Source organism: Streptomyces sp. NBC_00386 (genome assembly GCF_036063235.1).
GTDB lineage: Bacteria > Actinomycetota > Actinomycetes > Streptomycetales > Streptomycetaceae > Streptomyces.
Map to the genome: position 1 here is coordinate 10,045,449 of NZ_CP107950.1, position 19,402 is coordinate 10,064,850.

Consider the following 19,402-nt stretch of genomic DNA (forward strand, 5'->3'; position numbering starts at 1 on the left):
GGACCCGGTCCGCCCGCAACCCGCACATCAAGACCACCGCGAAGGTCGCCGGCAACCACGACGCGATCCCACCCGCCCCGCGCACACGACCGTGACTGCGACCGCGACCACGGTCCGCACCACCACCGCACCAGCCGACCCGGTGGCACTCTGCCGCAGGTTTCCGCAGGTCTGGAGCCCGGCGCGTCGCACTGCTATTATTGATCTTGAGCTGAACGGCGGAAGTCGCACCGGTCGGTGATGCGTTGGTGGTCCAAGGAAAGACGCCCCGCTTCCTGCGGGGAAATGCAGGTGCAAGGCCTGCCCGGCGCTCTGTGAAGACCCTGTCCCGCGTTGTCCGGGACAGGGTCTTTTTCGATGCCAGAGCCACAGCCGGGCCGGCCGAAGAGACAGAACCCGGACCGACGGCCACGGCGGTTGCCGCCAGGTCGGCAGCCGATCCAGCCCTGCCGGCCACCGGCCACCCACCGCTCCGACCGGACCGCCCGCCGCGTTCGCATGCTCAACCGGTTCCGCCTCGTGCGCATGCCCGGGAACGGCGGTACGCATCGGTCGATCAGCGCGCGGGGCCCGGCAACCGCCCTCGTCTCCGTGCTGGCAGCAGCCCCCAGTCGCTGGCAGGAGACCACACCCCCGAGCTCGTCAGGGATTCATGTGGCGGCGACTTCGGAGTCGCGTCACTCACCCCTGGCATGATCGACAGAGTCAGTTCCGATGTCAGGCAGGAGCCGCCGATGGACGTGACCGGGCCGGCGCATGCCGCGCGAGTTTCCGCTTACGCGACCGTGGGAGCACGGCTGTCCCTGCTCAGCGACCGTCGGCTCGAGGACGCGGTGGCTGCCGCGCGAAGTCTCGGCTCCGGCATCGGCGGTAGGTCGGCGGAGATGGAAGTCGAGGGGATACGCGTCTTCGTCAAGCGGGTCCCGCTGACGGACCTCGAACTGCAGCCGGAGAACGCAAGGTCGACCGCCAACGTGTTCGGGCTTCCTCTCTTCTACCAGTACGGGGCGGGGTCGGCGGGGTTCGGTGCCTGGCGTGAGCTGGCCGCGCACCTCATGACGACGGGCTGGGCACTGAAGAACGAGTACGCCGGTTTCCCGCTGCTGCATCACTGGCGTGTTCTGCCCGACCGTCCCCCGGCCGGCTTCGTCGACGAGCTCGGGGGCGTTGAAGGAGCCGTAGCGCGTTGGGAGGGCTCGCCGGCCGTGCGCCGTCGGCTGGAAGCCATCGGAAGGTCCTCCTTCAGCCTGGTCCTCTTCCTGGAACATGTGCCACAGACGCTCGCCGAGTGGCTCGGCAAGAACCGTGATGCGGCCCTGTCCGAGCCGGCAGGCGAGTCGCCCTACCGGTGGGTCGAGAACGCGCTGCTGCAGGGGACGGAGTTCATGAGCGCGCGCGGACTGGTCCACTTCGACACGCACTTCGCCAATCTGCTCACGGACGGCCGACGGGTGTACTTCGCGGACTTCGGGCTCGCGGTGAGCCGCGACTTCGAACTCTCGGCCGAGGAGCGGGCCTTCCTCGCCGATCACCTCGTGTACGACCGCTCCTACGCACCGAACCACCTGCTTCGCCACCACCTGCCGGACGACGTGCGTGGTGACACCGAACACGGGACCTTCCTGCGCGAATGGGTCGATGGCCATCGGCCCGACGGCGTCCCGGCCGACATCGGCGCGATCATCGACCGTCACGCCTCGCACGCGATCGTCCTGGACGACTTTCATCATCGACTGCTCACGCAGAGCAAGCACACTCCCTTCCCCGCGGCCGCAGTCCGGCGGGCCCTGGCCGACGCGTCAAGGCCAGGGGAATGAGAGCCTGTTGCTCAGCGGAGAGCGGAGCGGGTGACGGCCTGGACTCGGCTCGGGTGGAGAACGGCCGGGCGCCGGCCCGTGATCGCGATCCGGCGGCATGTGCGGGAGACTGCGGGGTGTCTGCTTCCCGATCGTTTGCGGCCTCCGACGAGATACGTGCGTATCTCGCCGATCAGTTGAATCTCGCCCTGCGCCGTCCCGGAATGTTCGGGACGGATTCGGAACCGGCCTTGCGCATGCTGATGGATCACTTGCTGATCGTGGAGTGCCTGCCCGAGGCTTTGGCCGAGCAGCAGCACGTCCGGGACGAGCGCGGCGCACGGTCCCTGCCGAAAGGCCGGCAGGAACGGGCGCCCGGTGCCCGGGAGGATCCGGCGGCCTCAGCGGGCCCGGGCGGCATCGGCCCGGTGCCCGGTGGCCGTGGCCGGCACCGACGCCGGCAGGAACGCCGCCGAGGCGATGACCGCCGCCGTGTGCAGCCCGCCGGGCAGCCACCGCACCACGCCGGCCCCCGGGAAGCACTCCCACCGGCCCGGGCAGAGGAGAACACCGACGTGGCGATCCGGTGAGTGCCGTGCCCGCCGCGGTCACAGCGTGCGGGTCAGCACCTGCGGCCGCCCCGCAGCTCCAGCCGCTCTCCCGAAAAGCGCTCGCGGAAGCCGCGGTCGTGCGAGACGGCGACCACCGCTCCCGGATACGCCGTGAGCGCCGCCTGAATGTCCTCGACCAGGTCGAGCGCGACGTGATTGGTCGGCTCGTCGAGCACGAGAAGGTCCACGGGGCGCGTCACCAGCCGGGCGATCTGCAGCCGCCGCCGCTGGCCTGCGGACAGCTCCGCCACCGGGACGTCCAGGTCCTGCTCGCGGAACAGCCCCAGCGCCAGCAGCCTTTCGGCGTACTCCTGCGGCAGCCCGGGCTGCCCGGCCGCGAAGGCGGCGAGCAGTGGGAGCCGTGTGGAGCGCGCGGGCAGTTCCTGGGCCAGGTACCCGATCCGTCCTGGACGGCACACCGTGCCCGCGTCCGGTTCCAGGTCGCCCGCCAGGACGCGCAGCAGCGTCGTTTTGCCCGCTCCGTTCTCGCCCGTGACCAGCAGCCGCTGCCCGGGCGTGATCGTCAGCGTCCCCTTCAGACGGAGCCGCTCGCCGACGCGTATCTCGTCGAGCTCGACGAGCCGGTGGCCGACGCGAAGTGTGCCGCCCACCGCCGGCAGGGCCGCCGTGAACCGCAGCGGCTGGGGTGGCGCCGCCACCGGGTTGCGCTGCAGGTGAGCCAGCCGTTCCCGAACAGAACGCACTTGTCCGCCGAGTTTCGCTTCGTGCGAGCGACGGTGCTTGCCGAAGCCCTGCCTCGGATCCTTGCCGGTGACGGCCAGCCGCCTGCCCGAGGCTTCGAGTAATTCCTCGGTACGGGCCAGCTCATCGGCCCATTGCGCGTACTCCTGCTCCGCACGGCGCCGGGCGGCCGCCTTCGCGGCGCGGTATCCGAAGAGGCCGTCGCCGTACCGGCGCACCGTGCGGGCATCGCGGTCGACCTCGAGGATCGTGGTGGCGATGTTCTCCAGGAAGCCGTGGTCGTGGGTGACTGCGACGACGGTGCCGCGGTGCGCGCGCAGATGCTCCTCCAGCCAGCGCACGGCCGCCGCGTCGAGGTGGTTGGTCGGCTCGTCGAGGAGCAGTAGCTCGGGGGAGGCCGCCAGCACACAGGAGAGCGTGAGCCGCGACTGCTCGCCGCCCGAGAGCGAGCCGAGCACCCGCTCCCGGGTGATGCCGGCGAGCCCGAGCCCGTGCATGGCGGCATCCACGCGGGCGTTTGCCTCGTATCCGCCGCGCTCCTCGTATGCGATCAACAGCTCGCCGTACGCGGTGAGTTCGTCCTTCGACGCCTGGCCGAGCCGCCCCTCCGCCTCGCGCAGCCGGCTCTCCATGGCGCGCAGTTCGGCCAGCGCGAGATCGACCACGTCCTGCACCGTGCGGTCCAAGTCCAGGTCGAGGGTCTGGGCGAGGTGACCGGTGTCGCCGCTGAAACGGACAGTGATCTCCCCGGCGTCCGGCACCTCGGCCGCGGCCAGCAGCCGCAGCAGGGTGGACTTGCCGGAGCCGTTCTCACCGATGACAGCGGCCTTCTCGCCCGGGCGGACGGTGAAGCACACCTGATCGAGGACGGTCCGGGTGCCGTAGGACTTGGTGACGTCCTTGACGGACAGCTGCGCCACGGAGGCGGGCACAGCGGTATGGGCGCGTTCGCGCATGAGACTTTCCCTGGGAATGCGAAGGGTCCGCGGGCAGCAGAAACGGCGGTGTCAGCCGTGCCCGGACTCAGAGAAAGTAGAAAAAGCGCATATGGGTACCGTACAGGACGATCCGTGCCCCCCTCAAGGAGATTGCCTGCCAGTGAGTCACCGGCCCATGGTGGCCGAGCCGGCTCGACCGCCTCCTGGACGACGCTCCTGTCGCAGCCCCTGTCCGGGAGTTGCCCAGGACAGGGGCGGGCGGTCGACCTCTGCCGTGCGGCACGTTGTGGTGGACTGCTGATGGACCGGCTCGCCAGGGCCTGACGCCCCGCCCCGCCCCGCTGGGCTGGGCGGGGCGTTTGCCAGAGCATGCCCATGGCCGCGGCGATCGCGCGAGCGTGCCGGGGTGGCAGCCGCCCGCGGACGGGGTCAGTGCCAGTTGCTGATCCGCACGTCGTGCGGGTGCGGTGCACCGGTGCCCGTCTCCACCAGGGATTTCAGGCTCATCAGGAACAGTGCCCACTTGGTGGTGCAGTGGTTCATGAACTCCACCTGCTCGCGCCACCCTTCGTGCGCGAACAGGATGATCGTCCACTCGCCTTCCTGTTTGAGGTCGAAGGTCACCGTGGTGCCGACCCACTCCTCGGGACCGCTGACGACCTCCCACCGCACCCGGGTGTCCGGCTGCAGTTCGAGGACCTTCATGTCGAAGCCGCCGACGTCGCCGAAGCGGAACTGCAGCACGTCGTCGCCGCTGCCCTCGGTGTCGGTCGTCCACCATGCGGCCAGACCCTCGACCGTGGTGAGTGCCTGATAGACCGTCTCCCGGGCCGCCGTGGTGCCGACCCGGTGCAGGATGTCCGCCATCTCGATCTCCTCACTTCTTCGCGTTCTCGGCTTGCTACTTCTTCTCGTTCTTGGCTCGTTGGATCGCCTCGGCGATGTTCTTGACGCGCTGCAGCCGGGCGTCCCACAGCGCGCCCACCGCCTGCAACTGGGCCACGGCGCGCGCCAGTTGTGCCTCGTCGACGTGGTAGCGCCGCTCCCGGCCGGCCGCCGTGGACCGGACGAGTCCGGCCCGGTCGAGCACGGTCAGATGCTTGGTCACGGCCTGCCTGGTGACGGGCAGACGGGCGCTGAGGGTCGTCGCGGTGCCGTGCCCCTCGGCCAGCAGCAGGTCGATCATGCGGCGCCGTGTCGGGTCGCCGATCGCCGACCACAGACCGTCGTCGACGCCGGTGTTCATCGCGCGCCCGCCGCCTGCTTGGCGGCCGCCGCCAGGCGGGGCAGATAGAAGTCCCAGCCCTGCCGGTGGTCGTTGTAGTGCGCCTCGAGCACGGCGGCCTCCCAGCCGCGTTCGCGGTACCCGCTCTCGCGGAAGCGGAGTGTGGTCCCCTCGCCGGCCGGGACGAGTACGAAGGTCACCAGCAGCGAGTTGCCGGGGGCCGCGGTCTCCCCTTCCTCGTAGGTCCACCGGAACGACAGTGTGCGCGGCGGATCGGACTCGACGACCGTGAACGGCACGGACTTGCGGACGCCGCTGCCCTCGTCCGTCCATGTGAGACTGCCCGGCCTGCCGGGGACCGCCTCGAAGTCGGTCTCCGCGCTCCACCAGTCCCGGATGTGCTCGGGCTCGGTGAGCACGTCGAACACCACCTGGGGCGGGGCGTCGACGTACAGCTCGCGCTCGATGCTCCCGTACTCCATGTCCGCAGCCACCTTTCGCAACCTTAGGTTGCACATCACGATAGGCGACGCCGGCGCCTTACGCAACCGAAGGTTGCTCATTGGTTCGTCGCAGCACTTGTACGGGCCTACGCCGACGGGGCCAGGGCCGGCACGCGTTCCAGCAGGCGTACAACGTCGCCTTCGGATGGGGGCGACGGGTTCTGAGCACCAAGGCCAAGCCAGAGGGGGCGGTTCGACGAGCGATGTCGACCCGGTGGGGAGCGGTCCGCAGTACGCCGATGAGCTGGCTGCCGACGTTGTGTGGGAAATCGGCGGCTGCCTGCTGCCTGCTGCCTGCTTCCTCGACCGGAGCGAGCGGCTGGTGCTCACCCATCAGACAGCGAGGAGAGCGCCACGGCTTCGGCACGCGCTGAAGCAGTAGCCACGTTGGCTCTCAGCTCGGAGTGGAGCCGGGGGCCGTCCGGGGCCGGGTGCACCAGTGGCTCGGCCACCGCGCGTAACTGGGGGCGGCGACGGCGGTGGCGTCGTCCTCGAGGCCCAGGCGGACCGCGTCCGGGACTGCAGTCCACGACGATGGGCCCGGGGACAGGGCGGCGACCAGGGGAATAGGGCCGGCCCGGGATGATCTGGGGAGGGGCTGCGGGAGCGGCCGTGGACGTGGCAGAACAGCCGCTCCAAAGGGCAGGCCGCATCACTGCGCAACCACGGGGATACGTCCACGATCCGCCCGGCTGCAGCATGGCGGCGCCGGTTTCCGGCGCCGCCACGCTGCAGGCGTCAGCCCGCCCCTATCCGCTTGTCTCCCGCACCGCGAACTACCGACACCACCACGCCCACGTCAGGATGCCCAGCAAAATCACCCTGAGGAGCCGGGACCGGTGACACCCGCGCAGGCTCAGAAGTCGTCCGCGCCGTTGCGGAGTTCGGGAGTCCAGTAGCCGGTGAGGGCCTTCGCCGGGTCGACGGCGATGCCCTCGCTGCCGGGCGCGGCGACGGTGATGACCGTGGAGTCGCCCTCCAGCATGACGGCGAACGCCGACACGGGTTCGTTGTTCTCGTCGACCCCGCCGTCCGACAGCTTCACCAGGGCGTAGGCCGGGGCACCGGCCGTCAGCACGACCGGTGCGGCCGGCTTGCTCTTGGCGACGGCCGCAACGTCCTGCTTGTGGCTCTCCACGAACTGGATGTGCGGGAAGCCCGTCAGCCGGCAGGAGTGCCGGGTGGTGTTCTTCGCGGTCAGGACGATATGGGTGTAGGGCGGACCGTCCTGCCTGGCGGCGGTGACGCGTACGTCTGCTGCCGTGCACACCGGCGTGGAGGCGGCCGCCTGCTTGCCGGTCGTGCCGGAAGAACCCGCGGAGGTGTCGGTGGAGCCCGCCGATGCCTTCGATCCCGCCGATCCTGCCGAGCCGGTCGCATCCGTCGCGTCGGACGTGCCGGTGGCCGCCGGGGACGACGCCGCCGGGGCCGAAGGGGTCGCCGCGGATGACGACTTGGTGCCCGATCCGTCCTGGCAGGCGGTGAGGGACAGGGCCAGAGCCGTGCCCGTGACGGCGAGCAGCATGGAGCGGTGACGCGAGGCGTTCATGAAAGGTTCCCCCGTGAGTGGTGCGGGGCCGCGGCTCGGTGCCGTCGGCCGGTGTCGGTCGGTCTGCCGGTTCTTCTCGATGGTCAGTTGCCCTTGCCCGGCCGGTAGTCGGAGGGCAGGGTGTGGACGAACTCGCGCGGATCGGCGTGTGCGGCCTCCAGCAGTTCCGGGACGCTGTGATAGCCCAGCGCGTACAGGTTCCGGCCCGGGTCCCAGGTGTTGTAGGCGTACATCGCGTTGCGCTTGATCGTCATGTGGGAGCCGGGGATGGTCAGCACGTAGGCCGCGCCGTCCGCACGGTCCTGCTGGGGACGTTCGTAGGCGTAGACGTGGTTGAAGCGCACGTCGGAGATCGTGCCGTCGTTCATCAGGCGGTAGGCCACGTCGCTGCCCGCCTTGTGCGTCTCGGTGTGCTCGAGCCAGCCGGCGGTGAACTTGTGCGAGGCTCCGGGATACTGAGCGGCGAGCGCCCTGACCTTCGCTTCGATCCGGTCGACCAGCCGGTTGTAGGCGGAGGTGCTGGAGAACCCGTCGTCCACCACCTTGAAGTTGATGACCTTGTCCACGCCCAGCGCCTTCGCGGAGGCCATGAACTCGGCGGTCCGGGCGGCGACGACCTTGGTGGTCCCGTCGGTCGGCCAGGACAGGTTGTGCCGGCCGCCCGCGGCGCACGGATGCGGGCTGGACCACTGGGTCAGGGGGCACGGGTCGGTGTTCATGCGCACGGCCAGATCGGGATTGCGGCCGTCGCTCACCAGGACGAGGTAGACGGGCCGGCCCGCCGCCTTGTGTTCCAGGATCGACCCGGCCAGGCCGATCGCGTCGTCGTCCTGGTGCGGGGCGTAGAAGATGGCGGGCTTGGCGGCGGCCGACGCCGTGGGAGCACGGCCCGCCTGGTACGCCACAGCGGCCGCGGTCAGCGCGCCGGCGGTCAGGACGCTCCGCCTGGACAACCCTGCGGTGCGCCCATCGCTGCTGTTCATGTTGAGAGGTCCCCGTTCGGTCTGCTGCATGTGTGCGACGCTCTGTCGAGAGGCGGGTGGTCGGCGCCGCTCCCGCACCGGCTCCGTCCCCGGCGACCGTCCGCCGAGGGGGGCGTCGACCGGAGTGCGTATGCCTGGAGGGCGTCCCGCGTCTGTCTTCAGTCGATCATCTGAGGTGCTCCATGCCCAGGCGGTTCTCCCGGCAGAAGCACCGTCGGCCCTACTTCTGCCGGGGGCTCGCATCCGAAGGAGTTGCGATGACCGGGGACGTCGGCGGTGCGCGACGGTACGCCTTCCACGGGGCGCCTCGGGCAGCAGCAGCGGAACCTTCGGGTCGGTTCCCGGCTGAGCCAGGAGGCGCCGGCGTATGCGGCCGGGTGAGTGTCAGGGCGCCGGCCGGCACGGAATGCGGGCGCACCCGGGGGTGCCCCTAGATGAATGAGTCCAAGGGCTCGTAGCCGTAGGCCGCCGGCGAGTGGTGTCGCATGTCGCTGCCATCGCCCGCCCAGCACGTGCAAGGCGTGCCCGTTTCATTTTGGAGCTCAGCGGAGACGCGACGCATGCTTCAGCGACTCGGTGGACGTCTGGGTCGGGGCCCGGCTGGGGGATGGCCTTGAGTCTCCAGCGACTGGAGACAGCAGAGTGGGGGACATGGACGTTACGACCCTCTACTCGATCGGGGAGCTTTCCCGGCGGACCGGCTTGTCTGTGAGGACCATCCGGTTCTACGCCGATTCGGGGGTGGTAGCGCCGACCACCCGTAGTCCCGCCGGTTACCGGCTCTACGACCTCGACGCAATGCTTCGTCTGGAACTCCTGCGCACACTGCGCGAGTTGGGCATGGACCTGGCTACGATTCAACGGGTACTGGACCGTGAGCTCTCGGTGGCGGAAGTCGCCGCGGCGCACGCCGACGCCTTGGACGTCCAGATCCGGATGCTGCGACTGCGTCGGAGCGTTCTGCGAGTCGTGGCCAGCCGCGGGTCCAGTCCCGAGGAGACCAAGCTCATGCACAGGCTCACGCAGTTGTCCGGCGAGGAACGCCGACGTTTGATCGACGATTTCGTGGATGGCACCTTCGGCACAGTGGATGCCGACCCGGCCGCGGTGGCCATGGTTCGCGCTGCCACTCCCGACCTCCCCGATGATCCGACCGGCGAGCAGGTCGCCGCGTGGGTGGAGCTCGCCGAGCTGGTCGGCGACGAGGATTTCCGTGCCCGGATGCGCCGGACGGCCGTACGTCAGGCGGCCGGGCGCCCGCTCGACATCGAATGCGATGCCGGCGAGGAACTGATGGAGTTCACCCGTCAGAAGGTGGCCGAGGCCATGGAATCGAGCATCGACCCGCTCGGCGACAGGGGCGCACCCATCATCGACGACCTCGTGCACCGCTTCGCCGAGGTGTTCGCGCGCACCCCTGACGCGGAATTCCGGGACTGGATGGCCCAGCAGTTCGAAGAGGCGCACGATCCCCGGGTAGACCGATACTGGCGGCTGGTGTGGATCGTCAACGGCTGGCAGGTGGTACCGAGCCTGATCCCGGTGTACCCCTGGCTCACCCAGGCCCTGCGAAATAACCGTGATGCATAGTCACCGCAGTGGGCACGCCCCGGATCCCTGAATGAGTCCAGAGGATCGCCTGCGTACATGAGACGAGGGCGTCCAACGTCGATGTGTGACTAACGGCCTGGATACCCTCGCAACGGCACTCTATGCCCGGATTGACGACGAGTTGAAGGCTTCACCGTGGCTGGCGCCGCGGCGGCCTGCCGTCGGAATCACGGCCACGCTCAGTGACGCCGAGCTGATCACGCTCGCGGTCATGTCGGCGCTGCTCGGATACACCTCTGAGCGGCGCTGGCTTCGCCGCGTCGGGCGGGACTTCGGCCATCTGTTTCCCTACGTGCCGCAGCAGTCCGGCTACAACAAGCGGCTGCGCGCCGCGTTCTCACTGCTCACCAGCATGATCCGGATCGTGGCCCGCGATACCTCACTGTGGAGCGACGATGTGTGGCTGGTCGACTCCACACCGGTCGGCTGCGGTTGCTCCCGTGAGACGGCCAAACGCTCGGACCTGGCAGGCTGGGCCCAGTACGGCTACTGCGCATCACACTCGCGATACTTCTGGGGGCTGCGTCTGCACCTGGTGTGCACGCTCGGCGGACTGCCGGTCCTGTTCGCACTCACCGGGGCCAAGGCGGACGAGCGCGAAACGCTGCGCGACATGCTCGATACCGCGCCAGACGTCCTCGCCGTTCACCCCGGGCAGACGATCATCGGGGACAAGAACTACTTCGGCCGCGAGTTCGAGCACGGCCTTGCCGAGCGTCACCTGAAGTTGCTGCGGCCAGCCCGCAAGGGGGAAGCCGAGCCGGCCGGGTCACACCTGTTCAAACCGCTGCGGCAGGTCATCGAGTCGATCAATCAGACCTTCAAGGGGCAGCTCAACCTGGAACGACACGGCGGCAAGAGCCCTGCAGGGGTGTCAGCCCGGGTCTTGTGCCGGATCCTCGCACTCACAGCGGCGATCTGGCACAACGACCAAACTGGACAGCCCATCAAGCGATCACTCACGGCCTACGATCACTGACCGCAACGACACCCCTTGGACTCATTCATCTAGGCCATCGGACGGTCCTGGCAGGGGTATTTGGGATGTGGTCGGTCAGCTGCGGTTCGGACCTGCGTCGAGTCGGCGTGAGGCAGCTCTGACAGGATGACCCAATGTTCGATTTCGGCCTCGTGGGCTACCAGCCGATGTGGTTGAACCATCGCAGTGACGTTGTGCGGGAGCACGCGCAGCGCCTGCGCGGTCTTGCCGGCCGGACTCTGACGAGAGTCTGGATGGTCTGGGACCTTCAGGATGACGAGTGGTTCTGTGACTGCCCGGTCCTGTTCGACTTCGAGGGAGAGCAGGTCGAGATCAATCATGACAAGTTCGACGATCTCTCCCTCACATGGAACACGATCGACCCCGGTCGTCCGGTTCGGTGGCCCGGCTTCGACCTGCGGTGGCGTGCCGAGCCTCTTCCCGGACTGCGCGCTCTGCGGGGCCAGTCCCTCGAAGGGGTCGAACTGCTCGAGTGGACAGGCAGGGATCTGGCTCAGGGAAACATCGACGTCAGCTTCGTCTTCGGGACGAGCCGGGTGACCGTCTTCAACGCTCTGGACGAGAACGGGCTGAGCTTCGACCTGCCTGACGGGCGTCAAAGGTCCCACCCGCTCTACTGATGCCACGGGAAGTTCAGCAGTCCGTTGAGGACCTGCTGGTGTACCCGGTGCCGGCCGGGCGGCCGGGCTACGTGTGAGGGCCCGAGACCGGACAGCGGCTGCGCGAGCGGACCCGCTCCCTGTCGGGGGCGGGTCGCCCTGGGTGGCGTCCACATCCGTGACGGCCGTCAACTTGAACGCTGGGCTTATGGAGACGTGCTCGGTGATCCGGGATTTTGCCGCGGTTCGGGCAACAGTCGCCTGAAGGCGGCCGATTCGGAAAATTGGCCGCCGATTCCGGATGCCTTTCTCCCGTCGGGGTGAAGCTCGGAATAACCCGTTCCCATTCTGCGGAATTCGGTGCGGCGAGGGGACTCGAGCCGGTAACTGGAGTCCCCTCTTCCACCCGCGTGATGCACTGCCGCGCCCGGGAAGGGAAGGGCGGTGATTTCGAGTGCGGGGGTTCCGCTTGTTCAGCTCACCATCATCGGGCCCCCGCAGCAAGATCTTCCGGCGTTCGGAATCGTTCCGAACGGTGAAGGTACAGGTCACGGGCGTATCGGGCGGTCTTGAGTCTGCTTCGGGCGGCTGTGGTGCGGCTGGCTTCGGGGAGCGGCGTGATGGATTTCCGGGCTGGCGGGAGGCCGTCCGAATACTGGTGAAGGGGTTCTGAATCGAGCGGAAAACGGAAGTGGCGGCTCGTTGGATGTCGGCAAATGCTTCGGAAGTTTCCGGTCATGATCAGAGGGTTGCCCTGTCTGGATTACAGCAGTGAAACTCGTTGAGCGATCACCCCGTCACGGCCGGTAACCGGATGGGGTGGCGAATCGCTGCGGCGGGACCCCGCCGTGCCCGGGAAGGGGAGGACGACCATGTCGGTAGGTATTACGCGGTGGCAGAGCCAGCAGGTGACGTCACCGGATCATGTTCTGTGCGAGGCGTCGCTGACGTTCCGCCACCGGATCACCATTTTCTCGGTGATCTTCGTGGTGGTGGTCGTGCTCGTGTACAGCGGGCACTCCGTCAGTGACGCCCTGGGGCTGGTCATGGCGGTTGGAGCGGCGGCCGCGCAGGTCGGTCTGTGGCTGAGCGGGCAGAGCCAGACCGCCGGCTCCGCCCGGGGGGCGTGATGACGCAGCCACCGAACGGGCAGGACGGCAACGACAACTGGCCTCGTCTGGAGGACGTCGGGACGCAGAAGGAGTTCCGCGAGGCGCTGAACAAGCTGCGCGAGAGGAAGAACCTCACCTACAAGCAAGTGGCGGAAGCCAGTGACGACGGCTCCGGCAGGAAGCTGACCACGACCACGATCCACACGGCGCTGGCCAAGGACGCACTGCCCACCAGGGACTTCGTGATCAAGTTTCTGTGCGGTTGTGGCCTGCGCAGTGAGGCGGAACAGAATCCCTGGCTCAGGCGCTGGGAGGTGCTGCGGGACAAGCCGACGCCCGTAGAGCCGGACCTGTCTGACGACCCGGCTCCAGCCCAGGTGCCGCAAGCTGTCAAGCCCACGGACGCAGGAGCGACAGCGACAAAGGACGAGCTGAAAGACGCGGTGCCACCCGATGGCGAAAAGCCCTCGCCGCCCAAGAAGCCTGAAGAGCGCTGGAGGCCTTCGGCCAGGCTCTTGAAGCTGCTCGCGGCCGTGACAGTCTGCGCGGTGGTGGCTGCTCTCACCGGCTGGGGATGGCATTACAAGACGGTGGACGACGAACGGCACCGGCACGAGAAGCAGGTGCAGGAACAAGAACGGAAGTTCAGGGAGAAGCACTGCGGCACCCTCAACCCGAGCCTGGTCACCGGGACCGACGGGGAGTGCACGGGCATCACCGACGGCAGTGACGGCGCAGCGGTCTTCGGAGACGACCTGAAGCCGGTGATGACCGCCATCGGGGCCGAGAACCGCGACGTGATCAAGGGCGGCGACTACGTGACGGTCGCGTTCCTGGCACCGCTGGCCTCAAAGAGTGCGAACAGCCTGACCTTCGGTCAGTACGTCGCCGAACTCGAGGGCGCCTACACCGCCATCGAGGAGCAGAACGACAAGAACAGCCGCCCCAAGATCCGGCTGGCCGTGGCCAACATGGGCAGCAGCGAAAAACAATGGGCCCAAACGGTCGGCCGGCTCATCGCCATGAAGAAGGACAGCCGCCTGGTGGCGGTCGCCGGCCTGGGGCTCAGCCAAGAGGAATCGGTACTGGCCGCCCGGGCTCTGAGCAAGGCATCTCTGCCCATGGTCGGTGACCTGATCACCGCCGACGGCTTCGACTCCACCGGCGAAGTCGACGGCAAGGGAGCGATCAACGGACTGGCCCGCGTCGCCCTGCCCAACTGGGACCAGCTCACCGCCATCAGCGAGGAACTCGGCCCCATCCGGCGCACCGCAGCCCTGGTCAGGACGGGCCTGACGCCCAACGGGAGCAAGGACCTCTACACCGAATCCCTCAACCACGGCTTCCGCGGCATCGAAGGTCTCGAGAAACACCTCGACGAAGCTTCCGATTTCCACTTCGACCCCCGCGGCGGCCCCGGCACCAGCATGTCCAGCATCAGCGAGGACCTCTGCCACACCGGCAAGAAGATCGACACCGTCTACTACGCCGGCCGCGTCAAGTACCTGCCCGACTTCCTCGACGCCCTGGCCGGCAGAAGCTGCCACACCCAGCCCATCACCGTCATCACCGGATCCGACACGGCAGGCTTCGACCCCAGGACGAAATCTCTCCACGTCAGCGACGCGCCGATCACGGTCCTGTACGCGTCCTTCCGCAGCGCGGCGCAACTCCGCGGCCCGGCCAACCCCGCCCGCAACCTCTACGAGGCCTTCGCACGCGACTTCACCGCACGCCACCACGGACAGCAATTCGATGCGGACCACCTCACCGACACCTACTGGTCCCTCGTCGCCCACGACGCCGTCCTCACCGCCGCGACCGCCCTGCACCGAGCCGCAGCAAACGGCGACAGCCCGACCAGCCTGCCCAACCGCTACGCCGTCGGGAACGAACTCTTCGCCCTGCGCAACGACGCCGTAGCCGGCGCAACCGGTCACTTCGGCATCGACAAGAACGGAAACCGCACCGACACCAGCAGCGTCGTCACCGTCCACCAACTCGGCCGCCCTCTGCCCACGGCAACCCAGAACAACAGCTAGATCGCACTTGATCCCATGGTGGGGGCAGACCGACCCAGGTCTGCCCCCACCGTCGTGCCCCGGCAACTGCTCCACGGAACCCGGCACCCGCCGGCCGGGGCCGAGTTCGTGAGCCGCCCCCTGCCGGCCCGCGTAAGGGGGGCGGGACAGCTACGGGTTACCGAACCGAGGCAGTCGTCGGCGGTGCACGATGCGGGCCGCTGAACGGGGTGACGGTCAGAGTCGCGTGCACCGTCTTGCCGCCGAGCGCGGGAACTGTCGTGATCCTTCCTCCGAGGCCCTCGATGAGGGGGAGCCCGAATCCACCGTGCTCGCCCGGAGTGCTGGACGTCTCCGGCAGCGTCTCGCCGTGGTCGGCGACGGCGACGTCCAGACGGCTTCCGTGCAACGTGAGCTTGAGGGTGCAGGGCTCGCGTGTGTGCCGGATGGCATTGGTGACCAGTTCGGAGACGATGAGCACCACATTGCACATGCGCGAAGCCGGAGCCACGTACGCGGCCAGCCATCGGGCGGTGATCTGCCGCGCCACCTGCGGGGTGCGTAGCCCGTAGGGCAGGGCGACGGTCAGCTGATGGTCGGCAACGGGGCTGGGGCTGCGGGTTGGATCAGTTAGGGGTGCCGGAGCCGCTGTGGTGACGGGCATGGCCGGTGCCTCCTCTCCGGAGGGGCGTGTTGTGGCTCTGTCAGTGATCCGGAGCCGTAGCCGTCCTGGATGGCGCGAGAAACGACGCTGTTGGGCCAGAGCGGCTGAAAGCAGCCCGGGCCGCCACTGTGCAGGGCACATCGGTTCCCGCGAGGACCGCCGTGCACTTCGACGATCACGTCAAAACTGCCATGCACTTAGAGGAACCGCCGCACCCTCCGGTGCCCGTCAGCGCGAGGCGGCCGCCCGCAACGCCCACTCGTGTGCCGCCGCGGTACGAAGAGCCGTCTCCAGGTGACGGACCTCGTCCGACAGAGGATCATCACTGCCGAAGACACGGTCGGCGAGCCCGGTGAGCGTGTCACCGTCGTCGGATGTCGGGGTGAACAGCACGCTGTACAGCGCGTCGCAGCTCTCGGGCTGGGCCTCGTCCGCCCCTACACCGGTCCAGACATCCGCGCACCGAAGCTGCAGCAGCGTGATGAACGACCGCAGGACCTCCCACTGGACGTCCGGGTCCGCGCTGGCGTGCAACCGTGCCCGCAGGTCGGCATACAACTGCGGCAGGCCCAGGCCCAGCACGCGTGTACCCGCGTACGTCCACAGCGCCGATCCGGTGCCGGAGCCGCAGGCCTCCCAGCGGGCGTCCCACAGCAGACGAGCAAAAGCGGCGCGCGCCTGGCCGCCGTGCAGGGAGATCCCCAGGATCAGACCGCCGTTGCAGTCGACCGAGGCGTGGTTCTCGCCCCACGTGACGAGCCGCTCCAGCCACGCCGGGTCATCGGTCTTCGGGGCGAGGACGGGCAGGAACTCGGGGAACAGCGCGGCCCCTTCGTACTTCTCCAGCGACTCGGCGATTACGCCCCGCAGCTCCTCGCACGGCAGATGCAGCAGGCCAAGGCACGCGTCCTTCGACACGTCGTACGAGCCGTCGACGTGCTCCCACAGCAGGGACGTGGCCGAGGCGTACCCCAGACGGCCCACGGCGTGAAGCACGCCGGACGGCACACTCTCACGCAGCCGGCCCCCGACGACCGTCGCCTCCAGCAGGCGCGCGGCCAGCCGCCGGTCGCCGTGACGGGCAAAGACCGGCACCAGCGCACTGTGCGCGGCGGGCGCCGACAAAAACAGCGGCAGGAGCGCCTCCGCATCGGCTGAGCCGCCGTGCCGGAGCACGGCCTCGGCGGCCATGGACTCCCACTGCCACGCCACCCCCGGGGCGTCATCGCTGGCGCATCGGTCGAGTATGGCCTGCGTGGCCGGGAACAGCGTCAACGTGGCAACCGCCTCTGTGTGAACAACACCGCCGCACATCATGGCCGAGGCCGTTCACGCGATGCCACGCAGTTTCCGCACCTTGCCGACTTGGCTCGCCCGCCTTGCTGCTTCCGACGCCGAAGCCGGACGAAACCCCGGGCGCTGGGCACCGCGCCGATCGGCATCCAGGGCAAGTTGACATCCTCCCCCTCTTAAAGAGGGGGATTCCAACCCGGCTGGGTTGAGGTTCACGGACGCTCGACCGCTGTTCGGGCGGTGTCGTCCCTCCGGCACCGGCTGAGCGCCGGGGGCGGGGGATCCCGCCCTGTCCTGCCGCGACGTTGACTGCTGCGTTGGTGTCGGCGTTGCAGGTGAAACCGCAGGAGGAGCAGACGAACTCGGCTTGGCTCTTGCGCGAGTTCTTGTCGATCCAACCGCAGGCACTGCAGCGCAGACTGGTGTAGGGGGCGGGGACGTCCTCGACCCGGCCCGGGGCCTTGTGCCCGGTGCGCCGGCGGAGCAGGCCCCAGCCCTGGGCCAGGATGACCCGGTTCAGCCCGGCCTTCTGCCTGACCTGCTTGCCGGGCTGCTCGGCGGTTCCCCTGGCCGAGCGGGTCATGTTCTTGATGTTCAGCTTCTCGAACCGCACCAGGCCATAGGTACGGGCCAGCATCGTGCTGGTCTTCTCGCACCAGTCCTTGCGCCGGTCGGCCTCACGCGCTTTGAGCCTGGCCACCTTGGCGTACTCGGCACTCTTGTGCTCGCTTGCCTTCGGGGCGCGAGCGGCGCGCCGCTGGTGTTTACGGACCTGCGCTCGTTCCTTCACGGTGAGCTGCGGGCAGTTCAGCTTCCGCCCATCGGAGAGGGCGGCCGTAATATTCACGCCCCGGTCGATACCGATGACCTCGCCCGTGCCAGGCGCGGCGACCGGTGCGGGGATGACCGCGAAGGCGATGTGCCACCGGCCGTTGCGGTAGGTGACGCGGAACGTCTTCGCGGCGGGCAGTGCGGTCCGGGTGAGGCGGAAGCGGACCCAGCCGCAGCCGGGCACCTTGACCCGAGCCCACCGGCGGTTGAGCCTGTGCACCACCACGGAACGGGCCATGACCTGCCTGCCGGTCTTCGCGTTCAGCTTCGGCGAACCGTCCTCGGTCAGCTCCGGGACGCGGTCGGTGCCGATGACACGAAAGCCCTCATGCACGAACTTCTTGCGCCAGGTCGGCTCACCGAACCCGGACGTGAAGCGGGCGTTCCTGGCCTGGGCGAAGTCCTTCAGCTTGTTCTTTATCTACCAAGATCTTCCAGGTTTGCCGATGGCCTTGAGAGTCTCGGGACGTTTGGCGGTTTTGCCGACGTCGTAGCGGGTGGCGGGCCGCCGGTTCTTCGAGCCGGGAGGGCGTCCGGGTCCGGTTCCGGTTGGTTGAGGAACATGGGCGGGGCAGTGCAGGTGTGCGCGGATGTTCCTGAACCCCCGGCGGACCCGGGCTGGGGTGAGGTGTTCGGGCTTGGCCGGTTTTTCCCAGGGCCGGCGGAGTTCGATGGCGAGAGGTCGGGCGAGGCGGAGCTGGGTGTGGGCGACGACCAGGAGCCAGGTCCAGCGGTCCGCGGCTTGGGGAGTACGGACCTTCGGGGTGGTCCATCCGAGTGTCTGCTTTCCGAACCTGAAGGTGTGCTCCAGATCGAATCTCCTGAGGAACACCTGCCACCACAGGTCCACGTCCTCCGGGACGGCGCCGGTCTTCGAGGACCACAACCACACCGGCGGAGCCTGGCGGTCCTTGGATAGGTGCTCGACCTTGAGGCGGACCAAGGTGCCCTCAACGACGGGGAGTTCACCGTCGTGCTCCAGCCAGGCCGAACGGTGAGTCAGCCGTGGGTGGACCCGATCCCAGGCCTGGGCCTCTGCCTTGCCGTAGTTGATGGTGTCGGTGGCCGTCACGACGGCCGGTTCGGGCCAGGTCTCGGGCTGGGTGAAGCGGAACTCGGGCCCGTGCTTGGGCGGGCGCCCGCCCCTCGGGGCATAGACACGGGGCGGTTTCGGCAGGCGCATCACCCGGTCACTGCGGATCCGGCCGACCAGCTCGACGGGCAGGTCCCGCAGCACCCAGGCCAGACGGGTGACGTCGTAGCCGGCGTCCATGACGATCGTGATGTCCGGGTCTCCGGTCTGCCACTGGCCTGCCGCGACGAGCCGCTCGACCACGGCTTTCAACTGGGCGGCGGTGACTGCGGTCGCATCATCGGCGGGGCCGAGCCGGACCACGTCCAGGATCGCGGTCCATGACGTGGCCCCGGGTTCCAGGACGGCGACGAAGGAGTACGGCCAGCCCGGGATGAACTGTGACGCCGACTTCGCCCGCCCATAGACGTGACAGAACAGCCTGTCCGCCGAGCATGGCGCATCCGACCGCAGCCAGGGCGACACATCAACCGCCAGCACCAGACGCCTCGCTTCGAACCGGGGCAACCGCAGCCCGGCCAGCACAGTTCGCAGCCGCTCAACATCGATGCGGCCGCGGTTGAGGGCTCCGTACATCGCTCCGTGCCCACGGCGATGCTCGGGCACCAGCGTCAGGTCCACCGGCGAGACAACCGGCCCATCGACACACAGCACCGCGTCGGTCAGTTCGAACAGTTCATCGCCCCGCGCGGTCAAACACTCGTAGAAGTCGGCCCGGAAGCATGACGCTTCCACGAACGCTTCCCGCCGGACACGGCGATGCAGCACACTCATGACAACAGCCTTCGGTTGATCCCGTATCTCTGTGACGGAGCACAGGATCAAGCGAAGGCTGTTGTCATGTCTGGCAAATGCCCAGGTGAACAGCCTA

General features: G+C 68.5%; 17 protein-coding genes and 1 pseudogene. 6 read left to right on the forward strand and 12 right to left on the reverse strand.

What is annotated here, in order from left to right:
- The first annotated feature begins 734 nt into the window (after positions 1 to 734).
- Positions 735 to 1,817 (forward strand): protein kinase family protein, encoded by a 1,083-nt coding sequence (locus OG780_RS43870; protein WP_328443532.1) that lies wholly within the window; start codon positions 735 to 737, stop codon positions 1,815 to 1,817.
- 380 nt (positions 1,818 to 2,197) lie between these two features.
- Here the strand turns inward: OG780_RS43870 and OG780_RS43875 are convergent, their stop codons facing one another.
- The 8 genes and pseudogenes from OG780_RS43875 to OG780_RS43910 all read right to left on the reverse strand — a co-directional run bounded on the left by OG780_RS43875 (position 2,198) and on the right by OG780_RS43910 (position 8,307).
- Positions 2,198 to 2,320: a hypothetical protein gene (locus OG780_RS43875; protein ID WP_328443530.1), complete on the reverse strand. Its 123-nt coding sequence runs from the start codon at positions 2,318 to 2,320 to the stop codon at positions 2,198 to 2,200.
- Positions 2,321 to 2,418: 98 nt separating this feature from the next.
- A complete protein-coding gene (abc-f, locus tag OG780_RS43880; protein ID WP_328443528.1) occupies positions 2,419 to 4,065 on the reverse strand; it encodes a ribosomal protection-like ABC-F family protein in 1,647 nt (548 codons plus the stop codon).
- Between the two features lie 411 nt (positions 4,066 to 4,476).
- Positions 4,477 to 4,914: an SRPBCC family protein gene (locus OG780_RS43885; protein ID WP_328443526.1), complete on the reverse strand. Its 438-nt coding sequence runs from the start codon at positions 4,912 to 4,914 to the stop codon at positions 4,477 to 4,479.
- A gap of 34 nt (positions 4,915 to 4,948) precedes the next feature.
- Positions 4,949 to 5,293 (reverse strand): ArsR/SmtB family transcription factor, encoded by a 345-nt coding sequence (locus tag OG780_RS43890; protein WP_328443524.1) that lies wholly within the window; start codon positions 5,291 to 5,293, stop codon positions 4,949 to 4,951.
- On the reverse strand, positions 5,290 to 5,754 hold the full coding sequence (locus OG780_RS43895) for an SRPBCC domain-containing protein (RefSeq protein WP_328443522.1): 465 nt from the start codon (positions 5,752 to 5,754) through the stop codon (positions 5,290 to 5,292). The genes OG780_RS43890 and OG780_RS43895 overlap by 4 nt, the downstream gene beginning before the upstream one ends.
- A 455-nt stretch (positions 5,755 to 6,209) precedes the next feature.
- Positions 6,210 to 6,456, reverse strand: a pseudogene (locus tag OG780_RS43900) (transposase); the annotation flags it as partial.
- A gap of 175 nt (positions 6,457 to 6,631) precedes the next feature.
- Positions 6,632 to 7,324: a DUF4232 domain-containing protein gene (locus tag OG780_RS43905; protein WP_328443520.1), complete on the reverse strand. Its 693-nt coding sequence runs from the start codon at positions 7,322 to 7,324 to the stop codon at positions 6,632 to 6,634.
- Positions 7,325 to 7,407: 83 nt separating this feature from the next.
- Positions 7,408 to 8,307, reverse strand: coding sequence for a PIG-L deacetylase family protein (locus OG780_RS43910; RefSeq protein ID WP_328443518.1), 900 nt, complete (start codon positions 8,305 to 8,307; stop codon positions 7,408 to 7,410).
- 651 nt (positions 8,308 to 8,958) lie between these two features.
- On the opposite strand from OG780_RS43910, the gene OG780_RS43915 reads away from it, so the two are divergent.
- The 5 genes from OG780_RS43915 (at position 8,959) to OG780_RS43935 (ending at position 14,671) form a co-directional block, all read left to right on the forward strand.
- The gene (locus tag OG780_RS43915) at positions 8,959 to 9,897 is read left to right on the forward strand and encodes a helix-turn-helix domain-containing protein (protein ID WP_328443516.1); all 939 of its coding nucleotides are present in this window, start codon (positions 8,959 to 8,961) and stop codon (positions 9,895 to 9,897) included.
- Between the two features lie 85 nt (positions 9,898 to 9,982).
- Positions 9,983 to 10,897 carry an IS982 family transposase gene (locus tag OG780_RS43920; RefSeq protein WP_328443514.1) on the forward strand — a complete coding sequence of 305 codons (915 nt, stop codon included), beginning with the start codon at positions 9,983 to 9,985 and terminating at the stop codon, positions 10,895 to 10,897.
- Positions 10,898 to 11,031: 134 nt separating this feature from the next.
- The gene (locus tag OG780_RS43925) at positions 11,032 to 11,538 is read left to right on the forward strand and encodes a hypothetical protein (RefSeq protein WP_328443512.1); all 507 of its coding nucleotides are present in this window, start codon (positions 11,032 to 11,034) and stop codon (positions 11,536 to 11,538) included.
- 851 nt (positions 11,539 to 12,389) lie between these two features.
- A complete protein-coding gene (locus OG780_RS43930) occupies positions 12,390 to 12,647 on the forward strand; it encodes a hypothetical protein (protein ID WP_328443510.1) in 258 nt (85 codons plus the stop codon).
- Positions 12,647 to 14,671, forward strand: a complete 2,025-nt coding sequence (locus tag OG780_RS43935) for a hypothetical protein (protein WP_328443508.1) — start codon at positions 12,647 to 12,649, stop codon at positions 14,669 to 14,671. Before OG780_RS43930 ends, OG780_RS43935 begins: the two co-directional genes overlap by 1 nt.
- A 157-nt stretch (positions 14,672 to 14,828) precedes the next feature.
- On the opposite strand, the gene OG780_RS43940 is transcribed toward OG780_RS43935, so the two are convergent.
- From OG780_RS43940 to OG780_RS43955, 4 genes are all read right to left on the reverse strand, one after another.
- On the reverse strand, positions 14,829 to 15,314 hold the full coding sequence (locus tag OG780_RS43940; protein ID WP_328443506.1) for an ATP-binding protein: 486 nt from the start codon (positions 15,312 to 15,314) through the stop codon (positions 14,829 to 14,831).
- 228 nt (positions 15,315 to 15,542) lie between these two features.
- Positions 15,543 to 16,526: a hypothetical protein gene (locus OG780_RS43945; RefSeq protein WP_328457798.1), complete on the reverse strand. Its 984-nt coding sequence runs from the start codon at positions 16,524 to 16,526 to the stop codon at positions 15,543 to 15,545.
- A gap of 10 nt (positions 16,527 to 16,536) precedes the next feature.
- Positions 16,537 to 17,772 (reverse strand): RNA-guided endonuclease InsQ/TnpB family protein, encoded by a 1,236-nt coding sequence (locus OG780_RS43950; protein WP_328457800.1) that lies wholly within the window; start codon positions 17,770 to 17,772, stop codon positions 16,537 to 16,539.
- Positions 17,773 to 17,859: 87 nt separating this feature from the next.
- Positions 17,860 to 19,305: an NF041680 family putative transposase gene (locus OG780_RS43955; RefSeq protein WP_328443500.1), complete on the reverse strand. Its 1,446-nt coding sequence runs from the start codon at positions 19,303 to 19,305 to the stop codon at positions 17,860 to 17,862.
- Between the last annotated feature and the right edge of the window lie 97 nt (positions 19,306 to 19,402).

Excerpts from the sequence above, each read along its gene's own strand:
- OG780_RS43870 (WP_328443532.1), top strand. The coding sequence starts at position 735 with ATGGACGTGACCGGGCCGGCGCATGCCGCGCGAGTTTCCGCTTACGCG.
- abc-f (WP_328443528.1), bottom strand. The coding sequence starts at position 4,065 with ATGCGCGAACGCGCCCATACCGCTGTGCCCGCCTCCGTGGCGCAGCTG.
- OG780_RS43885 (WP_328443526.1), bottom strand. The coding sequence starts at position 4,914 with ATGGCGGACATCCTGCACCGGGTCGGCACCACGGCGGCCCGGGAGACG.
- OG780_RS43890 (WP_328443524.1), bottom strand. The coding sequence starts at position 5,293 with ATGAACACCGGCGTCGACGACGGTCTGTGGTCGGCGATCGGCGACCCG.
- OG780_RS43895 (WP_328443522.1), bottom strand. The coding sequence starts at position 5,754 with ATGGAGTACGGGAGCATCGAGCGCGAGCTGTACGTCGACGCCCCGCCC.
- OG780_RS43905 (WP_328443520.1), bottom strand. The coding sequence starts at position 7,324 with ATGAACGCCTCGCGTCACCGCTCCATGCTGCTCGCCGTCACGGGCACG.
- OG780_RS43910 (WP_328443518.1), bottom strand. The coding sequence starts at position 8,307 with ATGAACAGCAGCGATGGGCGCACCGCAGGGTTGTCCAGGCGGAGCGTC.
- OG780_RS43915 (WP_328443516.1), top strand. The coding sequence starts at position 8,959 with ATGGACGTTACGACCCTCTACTCGATCGGGGAGCTTTCCCGGCGGACC.
- OG780_RS43925 (WP_328443512.1), top strand. The coding sequence starts at position 11,032 with ATGTTCGATTTCGGCCTCGTGGGCTACCAGCCGATGTGGTTGAACCAT.
- OG780_RS43930 (WP_328443510.1), top strand. The coding sequence starts at position 12,390 with ATGTCGGTAGGTATTACGCGGTGGCAGAGCCAGCAGGTGACGTCACCG.
- OG780_RS43935 (WP_328443508.1), top strand. The coding sequence starts at position 12,647 with ATGACGCAGCCACCGAACGGGCAGGACGGCAACGACAACTGGCCTCGT.
- OG780_RS43940 (WP_328443506.1), bottom strand. The coding sequence starts at position 15,314 with ATGCCCGTCACCACAGCGGCTCCGGCACCCCTAACTGATCCAACCCGC.
- OG780_RS43955 (WP_328443500.1), bottom strand. The coding sequence starts at position 19,305 with ATGAGTGTGCTGCATCGCCGTGTCCGGCGGGAAGCGTTCGTGGAAGCG.